The sequence below is a fragment of the Ruegeria sp. B11 genome (assembly GCF_056539785.1).
On the sequence record NZ_JBQFVO010000003.1, the window covers coordinates 276,753 to 298,731 of the forward strand.

Annotated in this window: 22 protein-coding genes; 13 read left to right on the forward strand and 9 right to left on the reverse strand. The window is 56.6% G+C overall.

What is annotated here, in order from left to right; translation table 11 throughout:
* Positions 1–19 precede the first annotated feature (19 nt).
* Positions 20–763 (forward strand): rhomboid family intramembrane serine protease, encoded by a 744-nt coding sequence (locus ACR0I1_RS13095; RefSeq protein ID WP_170732976.1) that lies wholly within the window; start codon positions 20–22, stop codon positions 761–763.
* Positions 764–770: 7 nt separating this feature from the next.
* Here the strand turns inward: ACR0I1_RS13095 and ACR0I1_RS13100 are convergent, their stop codons facing one another.
* Positions 771–1,592 (reverse strand): IclR family transcriptional regulator, encoded by an 822-nt coding sequence (locus ACR0I1_RS13100; protein WP_480706829.1) that lies wholly within the window; start codon positions 1,590–1,592, stop codon positions 771–773.
* 202 nt (positions 1,593–1,794) lie between these two features.
* Between ACR0I1_RS13100 and bhcA the strand changes: the two genes are divergently transcribed.
* From bhcA to bhcD, 4 genes are all read left to right on the forward strand, one after another.
* Positions 1,795–2,985: an L-aspartate--glyoxylate aminotransferase BhcA gene (bhcA, locus tag ACR0I1_RS13105; RefSeq protein WP_480706831.1), complete on the forward strand. Its 1,191-nt coding sequence runs from the start codon at positions 1,795–1,797 to the stop codon at positions 2,983–2,985.
* 11 nt (positions 2,986–2,996) lie between these two features.
* Positions 2,997–3,968: a beta-hydroxyaspartate dehydratase BhcB gene (gene bhcB, locus ACR0I1_RS13110; RefSeq protein WP_480706833.1), complete on the forward strand. Its 972-nt coding sequence runs from the start codon at positions 2,997–2,999 to the stop codon at positions 3,966–3,968.
* 11 nt (positions 3,969–3,979) lie between these two features.
* Positions 3,980–5,143 carry a 3-hydroxy-D-aspartate aldolase BhcC gene (bhcC, locus tag ACR0I1_RS13115; protein ID WP_480706835.1) on the forward strand — a complete coding sequence of 388 codons (1,164 nt, stop codon included), beginning with the start codon at positions 3,980–3,982 and terminating at the stop codon, positions 5,141–5,143.
* A gap of 72 nt (positions 5,144–5,215) precedes the next feature.
* Entirely contained in the window at positions 5,216–6,181 is a 966-nt protein-coding gene (gene bhcD, locus ACR0I1_RS13120) for an iminosuccinate reductase BhcD (protein ID WP_480706837.1), read from the forward strand.
* Between the two features lie 59 nt (positions 6,182–6,240).
* Here the strand turns inward: bhcD and ACR0I1_RS13125 are convergent, their stop codons facing one another.
* Positions 6,241–7,026 (reverse strand): inositol monophosphatase family protein, encoded by a 786-nt coding sequence (locus ACR0I1_RS13125; protein ID WP_170392295.1) that lies wholly within the window; start codon positions 7,024–7,026, stop codon positions 6,241–6,243.
* A 95-nt stretch (positions 7,027–7,121) separates the two neighbouring features.
* Positions 7,122–8,027 (reverse strand): LysR family transcriptional regulator, encoded by a 906-nt coding sequence (locus ACR0I1_RS13130; protein ID WP_170512437.1) that lies wholly within the window; start codon positions 8,025–8,027, stop codon positions 7,122–7,124.
* A gap of 94 nt (positions 8,028–8,121) precedes the next feature.
* Here ACR0I1_RS13130 and metF point away from each other — a divergent pair, with 94 nt between their 5' ends.
* A complete protein-coding gene (metF, locus tag ACR0I1_RS13135) occupies positions 8,122–8,988 on the forward strand; it encodes a methylenetetrahydrofolate reductase [NAD(P)H] (protein ID WP_480586798.1) in 867 nt (288 codons plus the stop codon).
* Positions 8,989–9,191: 203 nt separating this feature from the next.
* Positions 9,192–9,854: a J domain-containing protein gene (locus ACR0I1_RS13140; protein WP_480586801.1), complete on the forward strand. Its 663-nt coding sequence runs from the start codon at positions 9,192–9,194 to the stop codon at positions 9,852–9,854.
* A 61-nt stretch (positions 9,855–9,915) separates the two neighbouring features.
* Here the strand turns inward: ACR0I1_RS13140 and ACR0I1_RS13145 are convergent, their stop codons facing one another.
* Positions 9,916–10,434, reverse strand: a complete 519-nt coding sequence (locus ACR0I1_RS13145) for a YHS domain-containing (seleno)protein (protein WP_170392303.1) — start codon at positions 10,432–10,434, stop codon at positions 9,916–9,918.
* 242 nt (positions 10,435–10,676) lie between these two features.
* Between ACR0I1_RS13145 and yghU the strand changes: the two genes are divergently transcribed.
* Complete coding sequence (gene yghU / locus ACR0I1_RS13150) at positions 10,677–11,552, forward strand: glutathione-dependent disulfide-bond oxidoreductase (RefSeq protein ID WP_170625217.1); 876 nt, start codon at positions 10,677–10,679, stop codon at positions 11,550–11,552.
* Positions 11,553–11,561: 9 nt separating this feature from the next.
* Here the strand turns inward: yghU and ACR0I1_RS13155 are convergent, their stop codons facing one another.
* Together ACR0I1_RS13155 and ACR0I1_RS13160 are read right to left on the reverse strand one after the other, a co-directional pair.
* A complete protein-coding gene (locus tag ACR0I1_RS13155; protein WP_480706839.1) occupies positions 11,562–12,350 on the reverse strand; it encodes an SseB family protein in 789 nt (262 codons plus the stop codon).
* Positions 12,343–12,930, reverse strand: coding sequence for a uracil-DNA glycosylase family protein (locus ACR0I1_RS13160; RefSeq protein ID WP_170636042.1), 588 nt, complete (start codon positions 12,928–12,930; stop codon positions 12,343–12,345). The genes ACR0I1_RS13155 and ACR0I1_RS13160 overlap by 8 nt, the downstream gene beginning before the upstream one ends.
* Before the next feature lie 208 nt (positions 12,931–13,138).
* Between ACR0I1_RS13160 and ACR0I1_RS13165 the strand changes: the two genes are divergently transcribed.
* The 4 genes from ACR0I1_RS13165 to ACR0I1_RS13180 are packed head-to-tail and all read left to right on the forward strand — an operon-like array spanning position 13,139 to position 17,713.
* A complete protein-coding gene (locus ACR0I1_RS13165) occupies positions 13,139–13,798 on the forward strand; it encodes an ABC transporter ATP-binding protein (protein ID WP_170392311.1) in 660 nt (219 codons plus the stop codon).
* The gene (locus ACR0I1_RS13170; protein WP_480586811.1) at positions 13,776–15,362 is read left to right on the forward strand and encodes a KpsE/RkpR family capsule polysaccharide export protein; all 1,587 of its coding nucleotides are present in this window, start codon (positions 13,776–13,778) and stop codon (positions 15,360–15,362) included. Before ACR0I1_RS13165 ends, ACR0I1_RS13170 begins: the two co-directional genes overlap by 23 nt.
* Positions 15,363–15,367: 5 nt before the next feature.
* Positions 15,368–16,201, forward strand: coding sequence for a 3-deoxy-8-phosphooctulonate synthase (kdsA, locus tag ACR0I1_RS13175; RefSeq protein WP_170512445.1), 834 nt, complete (start codon positions 15,368–15,370; stop codon positions 16,199–16,201).
* Between the two features lie 15 nt (positions 16,202–16,216).
* The gene (locus tag ACR0I1_RS13180; protein ID WP_170609471.1) at positions 16,217–17,713 is read left to right on the forward strand and encodes a phosphomannomutase/phosphoglucomutase; all 1,497 of its coding nucleotides are present in this window, start codon (positions 16,217–16,219) and stop codon (positions 17,711–17,713) included.
* 51 nt (positions 17,714–17,764) lie between these two features.
* Here ACR0I1_RS13180 and ACR0I1_RS13185 read toward each other — a convergent pair whose 3' ends face one another.
* Positions 17,765–19,693, reverse strand: coding sequence for an AsmA family protein (locus ACR0I1_RS13185; RefSeq protein ID WP_480706841.1), 1,929 nt, complete (start codon positions 19,691–19,693; stop codon positions 17,765–17,767).
* Positions 19,694–19,786: 93 nt separating this feature from the next.
* Between ACR0I1_RS13185 and rimO the strand changes: the two genes are divergently transcribed.
* The gene (gene rimO, locus ACR0I1_RS13190; RefSeq protein WP_480706843.1) at positions 19,787–21,184 is read left to right on the forward strand and encodes a 30S ribosomal protein S12 methylthiotransferase RimO; all 1,398 of its coding nucleotides are present in this window, start codon (positions 19,787–19,789) and stop codon (positions 21,182–21,184) included.
* A 16-nt stretch (positions 21,185–21,200) separates the two neighbouring features.
* On the opposite strand, the gene ACR0I1_RS13195 is transcribed toward rimO, so the two are convergent.
* Together ACR0I1_RS13195 and ACR0I1_RS13200 are read right to left on the reverse strand one after the other, a co-directional pair.
* Complete coding sequence (locus ACR0I1_RS13195; protein ID WP_480706845.1) at positions 21,201–21,557, reverse strand: diacylglycerol kinase; 357 nt, start codon at positions 21,555–21,557, stop codon at positions 21,201–21,203.
* A 135-nt stretch (positions 21,558–21,692) separates the two neighbouring features.
* Complete coding sequence (locus tag ACR0I1_RS13200; RefSeq protein WP_255611743.1) at positions 21,693–21,881, reverse strand: hypothetical protein; 189 nt, start codon at positions 21,879–21,881, stop codon at positions 21,693–21,695.
* Positions 21,882–21,979 lie beyond the last annotated feature (98 nt).

A 21,979-nucleotide genomic window follows, 5' to 3' on the forward strand; every position in this document is an offset into this window, starting at 1 on the left:
AAAAGCCCAGCGTCGCGCCATGTTTCCGATCCGAGACCATAACCCTTCGGGGCGTACTCCGTTTGTTGTTTATGCCCTTATGGCTGCGAACATACTGATCTTCCTCAGCTATGTGGGTGTCATGGAGAATGCGCGGCTGATCAATCAGCTTTATATTGACTACGCGGTCATTCCTGCCCGGATAACTGACGGCTATGGGTTCGAGACACTCGTGACGTCAATGTTCCTGCATGGGGGCTGGATGCATCTGGCGGGAAACATGCTGTTTCTGTGGATATTCGGCGACAACCTCGAAGACGAAATGGGGCATGTGCTGTTTCTCGTGTTCTATCTGCTGGCAGGAATCGGAGCGGGGCTGATTCACGTCATTTCGGCACCGGATTCGGTGGTGCCAACAATTGGCGCTTCCGGAGCGATCGCCGGTGTCATGGGCGGCTATCTTCTGCTTTTCCCAAAAGCGCGCGTGGATATCTTGTTGATTCTGATCGTCTATATCCGGATCTTTACCATCCCGGCCTTTATCATGCTGGGTGTCTGGCTGGGCCTGCAATTCCTTGGCAGCCTGGCCAGCAATCCCGATGAAGGTGGCGTTGCCTATTGGGCGCATACCGGAGGGTTCTTTGTTGGGCTGATCCTGTGCATCCCCCTATGGCTCAGGCGCGGAGGGACTGGGTTCTGGAACCGCACCCACGGCCATCCACCGCATCCGGAACACAAGTACAAACTCTCGCAATCGCGCATCCCCAGAGTGCCGCGCAAATAATCAAGCGTCAGCTCTTGGGTAGCCTACCGCCGCTCAGGTGGGTGATCTCTTGCGCCGCGCGCATGACCAGATCGCCCAACTCGGGCGCGTGTTCTCGGCTGAACCTTACGGTGGGTCCGGATACCGAGATACCGGCGCAAGGCTCAGCCCTGTCATTGAAGATGGCCGCACCAATGCAAGACATACCTTCATACCGTTCTTCGTGATCGTAAGACCAACCTCGGGTACGAGTTTCAGCCAGATCTGCATACAGGCCCGAAGCGGGCAACTTCGTATTTTCAGTGAAAGCAACCGGATCAACCCGGCCCAGAACTTTGCCTAAACTCTCTTCGCTCAACGCAGCGAGAATAGCCTTTCCTGTACCGGACGCATACATGGGCGTCCGCGCACCGGGTGGAAAGAAGGCCCGGATGGGGTTCTGAGTTTCGACCTGCCCGACGAAGACCACCTCTGCTCCATCGGGTACGGCCAGATTTGCGGTCTCACCGCTGTCTTGCATCAGACGCCGCAGGATCGGCCTGCCGATTTCCAGAACGCTCTTGCGCCGCAGAAAAGACGCACCGGTCCGATAGGCTTCGATTCCGACCAACCATTCCTGCCGTTCCTCATCAAAAGATACGAACCTGTGTTTTTGCAGTGTCACCAGAATGCGATGCGTGGTGGCTGTCGGAACATCAACCTCGCGGGCAAGATCGCTCAGCGCGACGCGCTCTAGCCGGGCAACAGTGGTCAGTACGCCCAGCGCCCGATCCAATGATTGCATGGTCCCGGCCGAACTTTCTTTAAACAGCGATTTGGGTCTGCCGCGCGGCCGCTTTTGCGTTTCCATTTCTCACCTGACCTTCGGATTCCCCCCGAAAACTCGAACCAATTTTTTTGGCCCGGAATTCTCAGAGATCATTTTGATAAACTGAATTCCTATCCGTTTCAGCACCTTATCAATTTAACAGATAAAATGAAAATATTTTTCAAGAAAATTGCAACACGCAACCGTTCAAGCGACACTTGGGCCCAAAGCAGAGGATTGAGTTATGTCGCATCAAAACCCGGTCTTTATCCCAGGCCCAACCAACATTCCTGATCGTTTGCGCCTTGCCATGCAGGTTCAGACGCAAGACCATCGCGCCCCGGATTTCGTTGAAACCTTCGCCCCGGTACTGGAAAACACAAAACAGGTTTTCGGCACCACCGAAGGCCAGATAATCACTTTTCCAGCCAGCGGAACGGGCGGTTGGGAGGCAGCGATTACAAATACGCTCAGCCCCGGTGACAAGGTTCTTGTCGCCCGCTACGGCGTCTTCAGCCATCGCTGGATCGATCTGTGCGAAAGACACGGGTTGGACGTTCAGATCGTTGAATGCCCATGGGGAACAGGCGCGCCAGCCGACAGGTTCGAGGCGATCCTGTCCGCGGATAAAGCGCATGAAATCAAGGCCGTATTGGTGACGCATAACGAAACCGCGACAGGTGTGCGTTCCGATATCAGCGCTGTGCGCGATGCGATGGATGCGGCACATCACCCGGCCATGATGTTTGTGGATTGCGTGAGCTCTCTGGCCTCAATGCCGTTCGAGTTTGACCGGTGGGGCGTGGATATTGCGGTCTCGGGGTCGCAGAAGGGGTTCATGCTGGCCACCGGCATGGCGATCCTGTGCGTCAGCCCCAAGGCTCTGGCTGCAATGGATACCGCCCAACTGCCCCGCACCTTCTTTGATTTCCGTGATATGATGTCGGCAAATGCGTCTGGCGGCTTTCCCTATACTCCGCCGCTGCAGCTGATCTACGGCATGCGCGAAAGCCTGAAGATGCTGTTCGAGGAAGGGTTGGACAATGTGTATGCCCGCCACACTCGCCTTGCCGAAGGTGTGCGCCACGCGACTGCGGCCTGGGGCCTGAGGTTGGTCGCACAATCTCCTGACCTCTACTCGGATACCGTCAGCGCCATATTTGTGCCCGAAGGTTTCGACAGCAACGAACTGACTGACCATGCCTTCAACACCTATGGGGTATCCTTCGGCATTGGTCTGGGTGAGTTGAATGGCAAAGCATTCCGTATTGGCCACTTGGGCAGCCTGACCGATGTTATGGTCCTGTCGGGGCTGGCCACGGTCGAGATGGCCATGGCCGATCTGAACTACCCGGTGAAGCTTGGCAGCGGGGTTGCTGCGGCGCAGGAATTCTATCGCGCCAGCTCAACCAGCCACGCAAAAGCCGCAGCTTAGGGAGGATAGTCATGTTGGATCAAATCCCCGTCGCCGACCTGACGTATGACGACGTACAAGCTGCGCATGAAAGGATCAGGCCGCACATCCGACGCACACCGGTAATGACCTCGGACTATCTGAATGAATTGACCGGCGCACAGCTGTTCTTCAAATGCGAGAACTTTCAGGAAGCAGGTGCATTCAAAGTGCGCGGTGCCAGTAATGCAGTCTTCGGCCTTAGCGATGAGATGGCGGCCAAGGGCGTTTGCACCCACTCAAGCGGGAACCACGCCCTGTCACTGTCATATGCGGCGGGTCGCCGGGGCATTCCATGCAATGTGGTGATGCCGCGCACCGCGCCGCAGGCCAAGAAAGACGCGGTACGACGCTTTGGTGGTACGATCACTGAATGTGAACCGTCCACGTCGTCCCGCGAAGCGACCTTTACCGAGGTGCAGGCCCGAACAGGCGGAGAGTTCGTGCACCCGTACAACGACCCTCGTGTTATCACTGGTCAGGCCACATGTTCGGCTGAATTGCTTGAGCAGACCGATGGCCTGGATGCAGTGATCGCGCCAATCGGCGGTGGCGGGATGGTCTCAGGCACCTGTCTGACGGTTTCGAACCTGGCACCAGGAACCGCGATCTATGCGGCTGAGCCTGAGCAGGCGGACGATGCGTACCGTTCCTTCAAAGCGGGTCATATCATTGCGGACGATGCCCCCAAAACGGTGGCGGACGGGCTGTTGGTCCCGCTCAAGGAAAACACATGGCACTTTGTGTCGAACAATGTGACCGACATCTTCACCGCGTCCGAGCAAGAGATCATCGACGCAATGAAACTCACTTGGAAATACTTGCGCGTGGTGATGGAGCCGTCTTCGGCCGTTCCGCTGGCCACCATTCTCAAGAACCCCGACACCTTCCGGGGCAAACGCGTCGGCGTCATCATCACCGGAGGCAACGTGGATCTGGACAAGCTGCCCTGGCTGAAAGGGTAAGGAGAAACAGGATGAACAAACCGATGAACAGTGATCAATTCGAAGTTGGCTATGACATCCCTGCCGCGATCGGCATGGATGAATCCGAAATCCAGACGCCTTGCCTGATCCTTGATCTGGACGCGCTCGAGCGTAACATCAAGAAGATGGGCGACTATGCCAAGGCACATGGGATGCGGCACCGGGTGCATGGCAAGATGCACAAATCCGTAGACGTCGCGAAGCTGCAGGAACAATTGGGCGGCGCAGTCGGCGTCTGCTGCCAAAAGGTTTCCGAGGCCGAGGTGTTTGCGCGCGGAGGCATCAAAGACATTCTGGTCTCGAATCAAGTGAGGGACCCGGTCAAGATTGACCGTCTGGCGCGCCTGCCGAAGCTTGGCGCACGCACAATCGTTTGCGTCGACGATGTGGACAACGTCGCTGACCTGTCTGCTGCTGCCGCTAAGCATGGCACTGAATTGGAGGTTTTTGTCGAGATCGACTGCGGCGCGGGCCGCTGTGGTGTCACCACGACCCCCGCTGTGATCGAAATCGCCAAGGCTGTTGAGGCCGCCCCTAACCTGAAATTTACCGGCATGCAGGCCTATCAAGGCGCGATGCAGCATCTGGATACGTATGAGGCACGCAAAGAAAAACTGGATACCGCAATCGCCATGGTCAAGGATGCCGTCGACGGATTGAAGGCTGAAGGGATCGACTGCGAGCTGGTTTCAGGCGGCGGTACGGGGTCTTATTATTTCGAAAGCAACTCGGGCGTTTATAACGAGCTGCAGTGCGGCTCTTATGCCTTCATGGATGCTGATTACGGTCGGATTCTGGACAAGGACGGTCAACGGATCGATCAGGGTGAATGGGAAAACGCCTTGTTCATTCTGACCAGCGTGATGAGCCACGCCAAAGCGGACAAGGCAATCTGCGATGCGGGTCTGAAGGTGCAATCCGTCGATAGCGGCCTGCCCTTCATCTTTGGGCGGGACGAAGTGGAATACCTGAAGTGCTCGGACGAACACGGGGTGATTGGCGATCCGGATGGGGTGCTGAAGGTCAACGACAAGCTGCGGCTGGTGCCCGGCCACTGTGACCCGACCTGCAACGTTCATGACTGGTACGTCGGTGTGCGCGGCGGCAAGGTTGAAGCCCTTTGGCCGGTCTCTGCCCGTGGCAAGGCCTATTGAATTACAGATGAATGCAGGGGCGGACGTTTAGCACCGCCCTTTCTAATGCCATCAAAAAGAAAGACAAACGCGATGATCATCGTTCCTGAAAAGGAAATCGGCGCTCTGTTAGGCCGACAGGAAAGCTATACTGCGGTTGAGCAGGTGTTTGCCGCGATGGCGGCTGGGGATGCCTACAACTTCCCGGTCGTGCGCGAGGCCATAGGTCATGCGGATGCGCTCTATGGGTTCAAAGGCGGGTTTGATCGCGCGGGCATGAACCTTGGCCTGAAAGCAGGCGGGTACTGGCCAAACAATCTGGAAACGCACGGGCTGATCAATCACCAATCCACCGTGTTTTTGTTTGATCCAGATACGGGTCGCGTTCGGGCCATCGTTGGGGGCAACCTGCTGACCGCGCTGCGCACGGCTGCAGCCTCGTCGGTTTCGATCAACCATTTGGCACGCAAGGATGCCAAGGTGATCGGAATGGTTGGCGCCGGGCATCAGGCGACATTCCAATTGCGCGCGGCATTGGAACAGCGGGACTTTGAGAAAGTCATAGGCTGGAACTTGCATCCAGAAATGCTGCCAAATCTCGAAAAGGTCGCGGCTGAAGCGGGGCTGCCTTTTGAGGCTGTGGATCTGCCCGGCATGGTGCAGGCGGACGTGATTGTCACCATCACCTCCTCCTTCGCGCCAACACTGATGTCCGAGCACGTCTCCGACGGCACACACATCGCATGTATGGGCACCGATACCGTCGGCAAACAAGAGGTCGCCACAGAACTGATCGCGCGCGCAAGCGTCTTTACCGACGAGGTCGCGCAGGCCGTGACATTGGGTGAAAGCCAGCATGCCGTGGCTGCCGGAATGAAAGCCGAAGGCGATATCCGGCAGATCGGAGAGGTCATCAACGGTACCCATTCCGGGCGTGTGTCCGAGGCTGAGGTGACCGTGTTCGACGGTACTGGCGTGGGGCTGCAAGATCTTGCGGTGGCCAGCGCGGCAGTTGATCTGGCGGTCCAGCAAGGGATCGCGATCGAGGTCGACTTCTAAAGCAAAACGCGCGCCCGGAGCGGACGCGCGTACCATGATCAAATGACCGGGGTTGAATATCAGCCCCGAATTACCTTTGCGAAATTGTCAAAGATCGGCTCATTGGCGCAGATCACTTCGCCATCCTCAAGCACGCTGCCTTCGGGGTTCAGCGCCTGAACAAAGCCGCCCGCCTCTTTCACGATGATGATGCCTGCGGCCAGATCCCAGGCGTTTAGGCGACGCTCCCAAAAGCCTTCGTAACGACCGGCGGCCACATAGGCCATGTCCAGCGCGGCAGCACCCCAGCGACGAACACCTGCACAGGCAGGCATCAGACGGGCCAGGTCCTGCAAGGTCGCAGGCAGGTCCGAACGGCCACCGAATGGCAGACCTGTCGCGAAGATCGACTCGATCATGCGATGGCGGCCCGACACACGGATGCGCATGTCGTTCATCCACGCACCTTCGCCTTTTTCGGCAAAGAACATCTCATCCTTGGCAGGGTCATAGATCACACCCGAAACGATCTTGCCCTTATGTTCCAACGCGATTGAAACGGCCCAGTGCGGCAGCCCGTGCAGGAAGTTGGTGGTCCCATCCAGTGGGTCGACGATCCAGCGACGAGTCGGGTCTTCACCGTCAATCGCGCCGCCCTCTTCGGCCAGCCAACCATAGGTCGGACGGGCACCCAGCAATTCCTCTTTCAGGATGGCTTCGGCCGCGATATCAGCCTTCGACACAAAGTCGCCCGCACCTTTCATCGACACCTGCAGGTTCTCGACTTCACGAAAATCCTTGACCAGAGAACGCCCCGCCTTGCGCGCGGCCTTGATCATGATGTTGAGATTTGCACTGCCAACCATTTTCCATAGGCTCCTGTCCGGTCAAGCCGCGCGTATACTGGGGCAACGCGCCCTTGCCAAGAGGAATGATGCGCATGGCTGATCTGCGTCCGGCGCTATTGTGTCTGAAGCTTACGCGCCTCGGCGCGCGCCAGTTTCACCAACTCTTGCACAAAGGGTTTTTCAAGGTCTTCGCTGCGGACCGCAGCATATAACCTGCGGGTAATCCCATCTTTGGTAAGCGGGCGCGTGACGTAGTCGGAACTGTACTTCACTTCACGCACTACCCAATCAGGCAGCACCGAGATACCCCGGTTGGACGCCACCAGCAACAGGATCACGGCGGTCAGTTCAACCTGCCGGATCGTGGCCGGCTCGACCCGCGCTGGGATGAGTAACTGGCTGAACACGTCCAGACGCGTCCGTTCGACTGGATAGGTTATCAGTGTCTGACCTCTGAAATCTTCAGCTTCGATAAAGGGCTTTTCAGCCAATGGATGCGAAGACGCCGCGACAAATACGGCCTGGTAGTCAAAGAGTTCGACAAATTCGACACCCGGCAGATCTTCGGGGTCTGAGGACACCACCAGATCAACCTCTTCCTTCTGCAAGGCGGGCAATGCGTCGAATGCAAGGCCCGGGCGGATATCCACATCAACGTCTGACCAGGATTTACGGAAAGCTTCAAGCACCGGAAACAGCCACTCGAAACAAGCGTGACATTCGATCGCAATGTGCATCCGACCGGTTCGACCGTCGCGCAGCGATGAAAACTCATCCTGCATCGCCTCGACCTGCGGCAGAATTTGTTCAGCGAGCCGCAGCAGCCGCAAACCAGCTGCCGACAACTTCATCGGCTTGGATCGACGTAAAAACAGCTCAACCCCGGCCTGATCTTCCAACCCCTTGATCTGGTGACTTAGTGCGGATTGCGTGATGTTTAGCTGATCAGCTGCACGCGCAAGCCCACCGCATTCGTGGATGGCTTTGATCGTCCGTAAGTGGCGAAACTCGATATGCATTACTCACGCAACTCATGTTGTTGTTGAACAATATGAGTTTGTCTCACACTACACATAATGGCACAAGGGTATAAATGACAGCTACGAGGCCAACATGACCAAGCCTGAGATTTCATTCGAGTTCTTCCCGCCGCAGACTCTGGAGGCCTCGTTTCGCCTTTGGGATACGGTTCAGACCTTGGCGCCGCTGAACCCACGGTTTGTATCGGTGACCTATGGTGCTGGTGGTACAACACGTGAGTTGACGCGTGATGCAGTTGCAACCTTGCACAAATCCTCGGGGCTGCCTGTTGCTGCGCATCTGACCTGTGTCGATGCCTCGCGTCAGGAGACGCTTGAGATTGCAGACACATTCGCGCGCGCAGGCGTTCAGGATATCGTTGCCCTGCGTGGCGACCCCCCTAAAGGTCAAGACCAGTTCGCCCCCCACCCTGATGGTTTCACCAACTCAGTAGAACTGATTTCTGCACTGGCCGAGACCGAGATGTTCAGCATCCGTGTCGGCGCCTATCCGGACAAACATCCCGAAGCAAGCAATGCCCGCGCTGATGTGGATTGGTTAAAGGCCAAGCTGGATGCGGGCGCGGACGAGGCGTTGACCCAATTCTTCTTCGAGGCTGAAACCTTCTTCCGGTTTCGCGATGCCTGCGAAAAAGCGGGGATCGACAAGCCTATCGTACCGGGCATTCTTCCCATCGAGAACTGGAAGGGTGCGCGTAACTTTGCAAAACGCTGTGGCGCCCACATTCCCGACTGGATCGAGAACGCATTTGACAAAGCAATCCGGGACGATCGCGAAGATCTTCTGGCGACGGCGCTATGCACCGAACTCTGCTCGGACCTGATAGAAGGCGGCGTGGACAAACTGCATTTCTATACGCTCAACCGACCTGAGCTTACTCGGGATGTCTGCTTTGCCCTGGGCATTACACCCCAGACCGAATTGCAGAACGTCGCCTGATCCCACAGTTTTTGCGTTCGCCCTGTATCGCCGGGCATGGCAGTCGTCTGCCATGCTCATTTGCGACAACCGCTGCGCAGGCGACAATCTCGATATGCACCCGTCAACTGTTGCCCTACCTCAGTCTAATTCCCGAAAAAATTTGACAAAAATGTGATCAATGGCAATCTGACCCCGTTGTAGTTTTTATGAGTGTTTTGAGTATGAAGCCAGTGAGCAAGGTACAGGCTCGGGCCGAAGCGTTGCAGATTCTTGGTCTGCCCCCAAATGCAAACGCAAACGAGATTCGTGAAGCCTGGCGCAAAATCGCGTTCCACGATCATCCTGATCATACCGACGGTGATTATTCCGGTTTTTCGGATGCTAAATCAGCCTATGATTTTTTGCGTAAAGAAGGGATGACACGCAAAAACGGTTTAGATTCTTCTACACCGCGTCGTCCTCGTTTGAAGAAACGCGTAATCGAACTGGCCGCAGATGAAATCAAAGCTTGTCACGATCTGTTAAAACCTGAACGCGCGCTGAAGGATTTATCGGAACTGGGTGAACCGGACGCCGCCAAAAGCGCCCGCGAATCTTCGGACCATGTTCCTGATGCAATCGGATGCTTCGGGCGCGATCTTACCTACTTCGTCGCATCGTCAGTCTGCGAAGGGTCTAACCGCGTTGCATTGCCAACCTCGGTCCTTTCCGGCTACCGCAAGTCAGAAACAGAGATTCTGACCTTTCGGTCCAAAGGCTCGGGCTCCGGTGAGATTGTCATTCCTGACCCGATACGCGAGAGAAAATTTCCCGGTGCCAAGAGTGTAACAATACGGTTCGAAGCGGATCAACACATGCGGGATATGTTCGAGTTGGCGGGGTGAGAGAACCCGCCAACGAAAAAAGCCCGGCCTTAGTGGCCGGGCTTTCTTTCATTAATCGGAATCAGTTGGAAATTGGGCCTTCTGATGTGAATTTTGGGATCACGCTGGTCGAAGCGGCATCCCCTTCGATTCCGGGCCAGTTGCCTTCCGCCAGGTCGATGTTGGCCGGAACATCCTCTTCCCAGAAACCAACAACAACATCAGTGATGTTCAGATAGAGCTTGTCATCGACAATACGCCACAGATTTGGGTTGCCCGGAACCTTGCCGCCTTTCGATACACCATAGGCGCAGTGGCCATCATATTGCGGAGCGTAAAAGGCCGGGTTCTCCAAAAACTTGTCACGGTTTTCTTCGGTCGCAAACGCCCAGGTTACACCATTATAGTCTGCGGTGATGTCGGCCCGACCGCGAACGGCCTCGGGTTGCGACTGGCCTACGGGCACCTGATCCAGGCTGCGGTAAGCAACAACGTCGTATCCCGATACGGCAAATCCGGTGCCATCAACATATTGTTCTCCGGCGAACGCGGGCACGGCAAAAGCCATCGTCGCGGCAAGGGTCAGCGCAAAGCGTTTCATGTGATTGGTCCTCATGTCCTTACGGTTTCTGGTCACCCGAACTGCGGGTCTGGTCAAACAATAGGTAATTTTGGCCCGGCGCGAAGACCCCCTCGCGCCGCTGTGAAAACCAGAGGGGTTTTGTGAGGTGAACGAGGTGCAATGTTACAAATATCTCGCCACATCCGGGGTTGGACTTTGAGTTTTGCAATATTAGCTGTGAAGGCGGCGCGTTTTGGCCAAATGATGCAGAAAGGCAAAAGATGAGCGAACAATCCACTTACACACCCCCAAAGGTCTGGACTTGGGACAGCGAAAGCGGAGGACGCTTTGCCAATATAAACCGGCCCATAGCTGGTGCGACCCACGAAAAGGATCTTCCGGTCGGAAAGCACCCGCTTCAACTGTATTCGCTCGCCACCCCGAACGGCGTCAAGGTTACGGTCATGCTGGAGGAGCTTTTAGCATTGGGCCATTCCGGGGCCGAATACAATGCGTGGCTGATCAACATCGGTGAAGGTGATCAGTTCAGCTCGGGCTTTGTCGGGGCCAATCCTAACTCGAAGATACCGGCGCTGTGGGATCATTCAGGTGAAACACCTGTGCGCGTTTTCGAGAGCGCCTCCATCTTGCTGCATCTCGCCGAGAAATTCGGTGAGTTTCTGCCCGCCAGCGGTGCCGAACGGACAGAAGTGATGAACTGGTTGTTCTGGCAAATGGGCAGCGCGCCATATCTGGGCGGTGGCTTTGGCCACTTCTACGCTTATGCGCCTGAGAAATGGCAATATCCGATCGACCGTTTCGCGATGGAGGCCAAACGCCAGTTGCATGTGCTGGAACTGGAACTTGCCGATAAGCCTTATATTGCAGGTCAGGACTATACGATCGCCGACATGGCGATCTGGCCGTGGTACGGGCAGCTTGTTCTGGGCCGTCTATACGATGCGGCAGAATTCCTGGATGTCGAAAGCTATGAAAACGTGATGCGGTGGGCCAAAGCCATCGATGCTCGCCCCGCCGTTCAGCGCGGCCGGATGGTCAATCGTGCGTTTGGAGAGCCGCATACGCAGTTGCACGAACGCCATGACGCCAGCGATTTTGAGACCCGCACGCAGGATAAACTGGAAGCGGCGGATTAACGTCCTGCGCTACTTCAATATTGGGGGCCGCTCGGGATCACTGCCCGGCGCGGCCCTTTCCATTTGGGGCGCTTGAGGCTGGGGCAAATCGAACCGCAGCCCAACCTTTGCCAAGGCAGAAGTAGCCGGATCCTGCACTTCAAAAAAGCCAACATCCAGCGCTCCGGCCTCGATCCCCGAAAAGGTCAATGCCTCGGATACGGCGCGTGCAAGCGCTGGCTGCGCGCCTTCGACCGCCGAAACAAAACCCAACAAATGACCCTGCCCCCCATCCTCGGTCCTTGTTCCAACCAGAAACGCCGCTGCAGCCAGACCTGCAGCCGTCGCCAACTTTGCATCAAGCGCGGTCAACAGAACATCTGGCAAACCGGAGGGCGGATAGAATTCGGCAAGTCGCTGCTTCACCTCCTTTGGACCATGCTGCAGCGTGTCAGACAACCAACCGAGCGCTTCAGCGGGGATCAACATCGACGACGGTGCAACATCAAGGTTCAGACCCAGCCCGACCCCCTGCCCCGACAACATCCCTGAAAGAACACGACCTGACAGAGCGACATAGGGGACCGGTCGACCCGCAAATGCCGCCAGTCGTTCCTCAAGATCAAACACCAGAACAAAACGACCATCCGCCACATCGAACAGCTCGGGCGAAATACCTTCATCCTTCGCTTCCTCGGTCAGCATCAGGAACAGCTCGCTATCGGCCAGTCTTTCGAAAAAGCGTAGTCGAGCGTTGTCGTCTTCCGGGGCCGCCTGCATGGAGTTATGTGCAGCATCCAAAGCTGTGGCTTCAGTCATTCAGAACCTCATTCACCCGTTTCTGTAGCACCGGCAACAGCTCGGCCTCGAACCAGGGGTTTTTCTTCAGCCAAGCCGTATTGCGCCAGGACGGGTGAGGCAAGGCAAAGACGCGCGGTGCATGGTCTCGCCAAAGACTAACAGTCTCGGTAACCGGTGTTTTTACGCCAAGATGATATTTATGGGCATGACCCCCGACGAGGATCGTCAACGGTACTTCTCCCAACGCAGCCATCACCTTGTCATGCCAGGTGCGCCCGCATATCGGCGGCGGAGGCAGGTCGGCCTTGCGCTCATTGTATCCGGGGAAGCAAAACGCCATCGGCACGATGGATACGCGCGAACGGTCATAAAATGCGTTCTCATCCAGTCCCAGCCAATCCCGTAGCCGGTCACCCGAAGGGTCGGTGAAAGGCTTCCCTGAAGCATGGACGCGCGCGCCCGGTGCCTGACCTGCGATCAAAATGCGCGCACCGGGGCGAAACCAGACCACCGGGCGCGGCTGGTGCGCAGTCGTGGTCTGCGCGAACCTATCCGCGCACAAACGGCAGGCTTGGATGTCCTCAATCAGCGAATTCATCGGCTCAACAGGCTTTTGCAATGTTCATCGATGAAGATAGGCATCATCTACCCTCGAGCCAATGAAACCGTCCTTGCAACACATCAATGTCATGAACGCGGATGCGCATTGATCATTTGTTTCATATTTCGACATAATGTGGCCAACATGGATCGGTAGCACACCGATCCTCAAACCGTCAAAACCCCGAGCGATCTGCAGGCCGCACATGCTGGAATTCGAAAATGTCAGCAAGTCTTTCTGGACCGGAACCCGCCGCAAGGTGATTCTGGATCGGGTCTCGTTCCGGGTTGAGCTTGGAACATCTCTTGGCGTGCTGGCCCCGAACGGAACCGGCAAGACCACGTTGATCAACATGATGGCAGGGCTGGAAAAGCCCGACGAAGGCGTGATTCGGCGCGACTGCCGCGTATCCTTCCCCATGGGCTTTGCAGGAGGTGTGGCCAAGCGCCTGTCCGCGCTGGAGAACGCACGCTATATCGCGAAGATCTACGGCATGGATCCCGACTATGTCGAAGCCTACTGCAAATGGCTGTGCAACTTGGGTGAGTATTTCGACCAGCCGCTCGGAACCTATTCGTCCGGAATGCGGGCCCGGTTTACATTTGCACTGATGCTGGCCCTAGATTTCGATATGTATCTGATTGACGAGGGGATGCCCTCGACAACCGATGTCGAGTTCAACAAGAAGGCGGGCGACATTCTGAAAGAGAAGCTGCGCACGACAACCTTGGTGATCGTATCGCACAACCCTTCGCTTCTTGAAAAATTCGCGCGGCAGGCTGCGGTATTGGTAGACGGCCAGCTTTACATGTTTGAAACCTTGGAAGAGGCAAAGCAGCTCTATGACTACCAAACCCAAGGCTAGGAAATACAATCCCGACCGCACGGCACGCGGTTCTGGCACTGCCGAGGCACGCTCGGACGCCATTTCGCGCATCCGAAAGGCGACCCAAGGCACAAACTCGGCTGACGACACTCAGCAACCGGGCAACGAGTTGGATGCGATCAAACGCGAAGGTCTGACAGGGCGGCAATTGCGCGTCGCGCGGCGTTTGGCGCACAAGAACGGGCTGGCGGCGACGTCAGACTACGATGCGGTCCGGCTGTTACGAAAGAAAGGAATTGATCCGTTTCAGCGCACAAACCTGCTTGATCTGGCAGCTCCTGACCAAGGTAAGCCAACTGGTGATGACGCCGCGCAAGACAATATAAAGATTCACCTGCCGCAAACGACCAGGGACTCGCAGAAGAACCTGCCAGGACCCGAACTCAGCCCGGCCGAACGTCGTGAATATGAAATCGGGCAGATCCAGAAAGACATCGCCCGCCGCCGCCGCCGCAAGCTTGCCGGGTTATTCGCACGATTGACGGTGTTCGTATTCATTCCAACATTCATCGTGGGCTACTATTTCTATCGCGTGGCGACACCGATGTATGCCAGCGACTCGGTGTTTTCGATCCTGCAAGCGGATGGCGGCGGTGCCTCATTCGGTGGATTTCTGGCGGGCACGCAGTTTGCGACGGCGCAGGATTCCGTGTCCACTCAGGAATTTCTGGAATCCAAGGATGCATTGGAACGGCTTGAACGTGATGTCGGATTTACTGAGTTTTTTCGGCAGGATTGGATAGACCCGATCCAACGATTGCCGGCTGATGCGACGCTTGAAGAAACCTACAAGCTTTATAAACGTATGATCACAATCGGATATGATCCTAGTGACGGCGTCATCCGAATGGAGGTCGCAGCGCCGAGCCCCGAGATAGCGGTCGATTTGTCCAGACGGCTTATCTCTTACGCGGAAGAGACCATCAATGGTCTGACTGAATTGAAACGCGAAGACCAGATGCGCGATGCCTTGGCGAGTTTTGAGGCTGCGCAAGAGGCACGCAGACAGGCTCAGGAAGACCTGATCGAACTGCAGCTACAAGGTGCGATACTGGACCCGCAAAGTGTGATCGCCAGCCTGCGAGGAAGGATCGATCAGTTCGAATTCGAGCTGCAGGACAAAGAACTACAATTGGCCGCGCTTCTCGATAATACGCGCCCCAACCAGGCCAAGGTGGATGGTACACGGGCGGATATCGCGCGGCTGCAAGCGGTCCTTGATGAGTTGAATGCCGAAATGCTGGACGTGTCGGCGGGCGAAAATTCGCTGGCGCGTTTGAGCGTGCGAATCCAGATGGCTCAGGCCGATCTGGCGGCGCGTGACATGATGCTGCAAACGGCAATGCAGCAAATGGAAGCCACGCGGACCGAGGCCAATCGGAAAGTGCGGTATCTGACCGTCTCGGTGAACCCGGTCGCCAGCCAGGAACCCAGCTATCCGCGCAAGTTCGAAAATACGATTTTGGCATTCCTGTTATTTGCTGGTATCTACCTGATGATCTCGCTTACCGCGTCGGTCCTTCGTGAACAGGTATCCTCGTAAGACTCATGAAACATGTAAAAATAGCCGACCTGACGGTTGGCAACGACCTTCCGCTGACCATCATTGCCGGCCCTTGCCAGCTTGAAACCGCCGATCACGCCCAAATGATCGCCGGCACCATGAAAGAGGCATGCGACGCCGTAGGTGCGCAATATGTGTTCAAGGCCTCGTATGACAAAGCCAACCGGACCTCGCTGTCCGGCAAGCGCGGCATGGGCATTGAGTCCGGGCTGCAGGTGCTGGAAGATATCCGCAAAACCATGGGCATACCGGTACTGACCGATGTCCATACCGAAGCGCAATGCGCGATTGCGGCTGAGGCCGTCGATATTCTGCAAATCCCTGCGTTTCTGTGTCGTCAGACGGACATGCTGCTGGCGGCGGGCAATACCGGCAAAGCGGTCAACGTAAAAAAAGGGCAGTTTCTTGCCCCGTGGGAAATGCCGAATATCGTCACTAAGATCGAAAGCACCGGCAATCAGAACATCCTGCTGACCGAGCGTGGAACTTCGTTTGGCTACAATACGCTGGTCGCGGACCTGCGATCGCTGCCGCAGATGGCGCAAACCGGATATCCGGTCGTCATGGATGCGACACACTCGGTGCAACAGCCCGGCGGCCAAGGTGGTTCCTCGGGTGGACAGCGTGAGTTTGCGCCGGTGATGGCGCGAGCCGCTGTATCTCTGGGCGTCGGAGCCGTTTTCATAGAAACCCATCAGGATCCCGACACCGCCCCCTCAGATGGGCCGAACATGATCCCTCTGGATCAAATGGGCCATCTGGTTGACACATTGATGCGATTTGATGCGCTGGCCAAAGAAAACCCAATTCAGATTTAACGATTGAGATTTGTGATGACCAAGCCTTTGCCTGAGGTGACCCCAAACACCTGGAGCTTTCTACGCGATCCGATGATCAAGCCCACGGGCTTTCGCGAATATGACGCGCGTTGGAAATACCCCGATGAGATCAATCTGCCAGGCATGACGGCCCTGGGTTTGGGTCTGGGCACACAGATGCTCAAACGCGGGATCGAACCCGTGATTGCAGTGGGAAATGACTATCGCGATTATTCCCTGTCGATCAAAAACGCTCTGATCGTTGGACTTATGCAGGCGGGTATTCAGGTGAAAGATATCGGCCCAGCGCTCAGCCCGATGGCGTATTTCGCGCAGTTCCATCTGGACGTACCGGCGGTTGCGATGGTCACGGCAAGCCATAACCCGAACGGTTGGACCGGCGTCAAAATGGGCTTTGACCGCCCACTGACCCACGGCCCTGACGAAATGTCGGAACTGCGCGACATCGTCTTGAATGGGGAAGGCGTCGCGCGCCCGGGCGGGTCATATGAATTCGTCGACGGTGTGAAAGAAGCCTATATCGACGATCTGGTCGGTGACTTCAGAATGTCACGTCCGCTGAAAGTGGTCTGCGCCACCGGAAACGGCACCGCCGCCGCCTTCGCGCCCGAGATTTTCGAAAGGATCGGGGTTGAGGTTGTGCCCAGCCACACACGGCTGGATTACACATTCCCCAATTACAACCCGAACCCGGAAGCCATGGAAATGCTGCATGACATGGCCGACACAGTCAAATCCAGCGGCGCGGACCTGGCGCTAGGGTTTGATGGGGATGGCGATCGTTGCGGTGTTGTGGATGACGAAGGCGAAGAGATATTTGCCGATAAGGTCGGCGTCATCATGGCCCGTGATCTGGCCAAGCTGCATCCAGGTTCGACCTTTGTAGCCGATGTGAAATCCACTGGGCTGTTCGCCAGCGATCCCGAGTTGCAAGCGCTTGGGGTCAAAGCCGACTACTGGAAAACCGGCCATAGCCATATGAAGCGCCGCGTCAAGGAAATCGGTGCGCTGGCTGGGTTTGAGAAATCGGGACACTATTTCTTGGCGGAACCGGTCGGGCGCGGATACGACTGCGGAATGCGCGTGGCGGTGGAAATCTGCAAACTGATGGACCGCAACCCGGACAAAAGCATGTCAGACCTTCGGAAAGCACTGCCAAGGACATGGTCGACGCCCACCATGTCTCCGTACGCAGCGGATACGGAGAAATACGATATCCTGCAGCGCCTGGTCGGCAAATTGGTTGCCAAAGCCGACGCCGGCGAACACTTCGCAGGGCGGGCTATCAAAGAGGTAGTGACCGTCAATGGAGCCCGCGTCATTTTGGATAATGGCAGTTGGGGCCTCGTTCGCGCGTCATCCAATACACCCAATCTGGTCGTCGTCTGCGAAAGCAGCGAAAGCGAGGATGAAATGCGCGCGATCTTCGCAGATATCGACGCCGTCATTCGAACTGAACCCGGCGTGGGCGAATACGATCAGACAATCTAAATGACACAATGAAGGGCTCCCGTTTCGGCGCCCTTTGTTATCGCGCTTAGATCAATCCCCGCCAAACAACTTGAGCAGGCCTTTCTTGGCCTCATCCTCAAGCTTGTTCTTCAGCGCGTCTTCGATGTGATCGGAATCCGTCACCGTGGTATCCAATTCCTTACCAACCTTTTCCAAAACCTTCTTCTTTGCGTCGTCTTCCAGTTCTTTAACTTTGCCTTCGGCTGCCGCCTCAATGACTTTGGTAAGGTCCGGCTTGATCGACGGGTCGCTCCACGGACCTTTAATTCGGACGGGTACCGATATCCCCTGCCCTGAGTTGGCGCGCAGGGCGACTGGTGTAAACAGATAATCGATATCGCGAGCTCCTAAGCCAATGCGGCCCGTACCGTCCGCCCGGAAATTATCCAGCTGCATCAACAGGTCCTTGTTGGTCAAGTCGCCATTCTTCATCGTAAAGCTGGCCGTAAGGCTGTTGAATACGGTCGTACCACCCGATCCCTTTCCTCGCCCCATAAGGCGGTCAAGATCCAGCCCCGAGATAACGCCCCGCCCGACCTCGATATCTCCTTTGCCGCTGAGCGATCGCATGATCTGATCTTCGCTCTGTCCAACGCCCAGAAATTCAAGATTGCCTGAACCGGTGCCCGAAAGCCGTTTGATATCCCCCAGCGTTTCGAGCGCCTCGTTGATATCGATATTGGCGGCTTTCAGATTTCCACCAACCGACAGACCGTTGCGATTATTGGCGACCACCTGGCCATTCAATTGCCCCGAGAACAGCGAGGCCGGGTGCATCTGCAATACAACCCGCGACCGATCAAGGCTGAGTGTCAGATCACTTTTCCCAAAGGTCATACCCGGAACCGCAATCGAGGTCGCTTGCAAGCGGATCTTGCCATTTGCCAGCGCCAGAAACGACGCATCAATTGGGGCTTTTGACCACCCTTCCGTATCTGAGGTGCCGTCAGAAGCGTTGCCTCCGCTTACCTTCGATAAGTCGAGATCGCCTGCGTTCAGACGCGCAGTCATCTGGGGCGGATTTGAAATCTGGATATCAGCTTCGCCCTCAAGCCGGTTTTGATCCAGAACCGCGATCATGTTGCGCAATGAAATCCGCCCGTCCCGGGTATAGGTCATCTGCCCGGATACGCTCGCGACCTGTCCTAGTCCCTCGGGCACGGTGACTCCTCCGTGACCAAACGCGGCCAGCATCCTTCGGGTGTCCTTGGCCGTGACCGTCGTCTTGCCATCCATTTCGCCGGCCAGATTCACCCGGCCCGAGAACTGAATATCTCCGCCAGGCGCGGTTAGGCTCAGCTGCAACGGCGTGACAGCGCCGCTGGAAAATGCGGGCAAGTCGGGGATGGTAAGGTCCACTGCGACGCTGCCTCCGGGGACGGACATACTGGCTTGCATTTCCATTGGGGCCGTCACGTCAGGCCAGCGGGCCGAAAGATCGACATCGGCAAAATCCATACTAACCGCGCCATTCTCAAGATAGATTAGGCGCGCATTGGTAAGTTCCAACCGCTCGAGCGTGATGGGTCGGCTTTCAACGGCTTGCGCCGTAGCGCCCGTTTGCGAGGAGTTACCTGGCTGATGCAGCTCCCAGTTGCCGCGCCCATCGGCGCGTTCAAGGCGTAGAACCGGGCTATCGGCCAACACCCGTTTGATCCGGATATTCCCAGACAACAACGCCGAGGCATCGACCCCAACCGCGAGGCTTTGGGCGCTTAGCATCGGTTCCGGCCCGGCCCAAGGCGCATTGCCAAATGTCACAGGGCCGGTTTCCATCCCCAATACCGGCCAAAATGACAGTTTGACGTCACCGGTCAACGCGAGATCGCGGCCTGTTTGCGCCTTTACTTGTTCAGCAAGTATTGTCGCCAGTTTTTCGCCTGGCATCAGCAGCAAGGCACCAATGACCAGCCCGAAGGCTGCAACTATGAGAAATAGAAAACGAATGAGCCACTTCATGGGTCTGCCTTTCCGGCCTTTCTGCTCTGTTTCAAGTCAGCCCCGAGCGGGCGGGATTTGCAAGGGGAAGCTTTCCCCTCTATATGCCCGGCCATGAGCACGAACCCACCGAACCTCCGCCCCGATCTAGCCCCAGAGGCCCGGATCGCCGAGACGCCCCGCCGTGGCCAACCGACCCTTGGAATGGTGTCGCTGGGTTGTCCAAAAGCGCTGGTTGACAGCGAACGCATCCTGACCCGGTTGCGGGCCGAGGGGTACGGCATTTCGCCGGACTACACGGGTGCTGATGCCGTTATTGTGAATACCTGCGGGTTTCTGGACAGCGCCAAGGCCGAGTCGCTGGACGCAATTGGCGAGGCATTGGTTGAAAACGGCAAGGTCATTGTGACCGGCTGTTTGGGGGCTGAGCCTGACTATATCCGGGAACACCATCCGCGCATTCTGGCGGTTACAGGACCGCATCAGTACGAACGGGTGCTGGACGCAGTACATGCAGCCGTACCACCCGATCCAAACCCTTATGTCGATCTGCTGCCTGCTTCGGGCGTCAAACTTACCCCGCGCCACTATAGCTATCTCAAGATTTCCGAGGGCTGTAATCATAAGTGCAAGTTTTGCATCATCCCCGACATGCGCGGTAAACTCGCAAGCCGCCCGGCCCATGCAGTGCTGCGCGAGGCTGAGAAACTTGTCGACAGCGGTGTGCGCGAACTGCTTGTGATCTCACAGGATACCTCGGCCTATGGGCTGGATCGTAAGTATGACGTGAACCCATGGAAAGATCGGGAGGTGCGCAGCCATATCACCGATCTGGCACGGGAACTCGGCCAATTCGATGCGTGGGTCAGGCTTCATTACGTCTATCCCTACCCCCATGTGCGCGATTTGATCCCGCTGATGGCAGATGCGGGTAGCAATGTGCTGCCGTATCTCGACATTCCATTCCAACATGCGCATCCCGATGTTCTGAAACGTATGGCCCGCCCTGCCGCCGGGGCAAAAACTCTGGACGAGATTGCCAACTGGCGCGCTATTTGTCCGGATATCACTTTGCGGTCCACGTTCATCGTCGGCTACCCCGGCGAAACCGAGGCAGAGTTCCAGACGCTCCTGGACTGGATGGACGAAGCGCAGTTGGATCGTGTCGGCTGTTTCCAGTACGAAAATGTCGATGGCGCCCGCTCGAACGACCTGCCGGATCACGTCCCGGTCGAGGTCAAGCAAGAGCGATGGGAGCGTTTCATGGAGAAAGCTCAGGCCATTTCTGAGGCCAAGCTGGCAGCAAAGGTTGGCCAAAAACTCGATGTCATCGTAGACGAGGTGGATGAAGAGGCCGCGACCTGCCGCACTAAGGCCGATGCTCCAGAAATCGATGGCAACTTGTTTATCGACGAAGGCTTCGAAGGCCTGAAACCCGGGGATATCGTCACGGTCGAGGTGGATGAGGCCGGAGAATACGACTTGTGGGGGCGTTTGCACCCCTTGGCGTAACGAAAGGCGTCTGTCCCTAGAACAAGCCGATCAAAATCACGATCCACGCCACTCCGGCAGCGACTGCAGACAACGCCACCGCTGCACTTGCTGCATCCTTGGCTTGCCCCGCCAACGCGTGGTGCTCGGTCGAGGTGTGATCGACGGCACGCTCGATGGCCGTATTAAATAACTCGGTCACCAAGACCAGAATGCCCAAAGCAAGGATCAGCGCCCGTTCTGCCGTACCTAGAGGGAGTGCAAGCGCCAATAAAGCCGAAATCAGGTTGGCCCAAACCCACCCACGAAACGAATACTCTTGCCGCCAGGTTGCAGCCAGGCCCTGCCAGCTCCAGCGGGTACGATCCTTTAGGTGGTCAAAGAATTTGCGCATGGGGTTTCCGATCAGTCGTCCTGCAAGAAGACGTCCGCGACCCACAGCAGAAAGGCAAGAAAAAACCGCCTCGAGGGCGGTGTTCTTTTTAGAGGTGCGCAGGCGGCCCTGCGATTAGAACCGCCTGCTTAATACTTATTGGGTGACCGGGTTACATACGGTCTGGCCTGCTTCGGTTGTGGCCAGTTCATAGCCTGCCGAGCAACTGGGTGTACCAAACTTGTCATAGTCGGGCTGGATGTAAACCGGGGTCGGTTCCTCTTGCTGCGAGCACGCAGTCAATACAACGGCCGTGGCGCAGATAGCAGCAAATTTCAGTTTCATGTCCATCAATCCTCTATTACTTTTCTGATATTGCCCAGTTTTTCGGGGCCGGTATCAGAATAGGACCAAGAATTTCATATGGCAACCGAATCGATAAC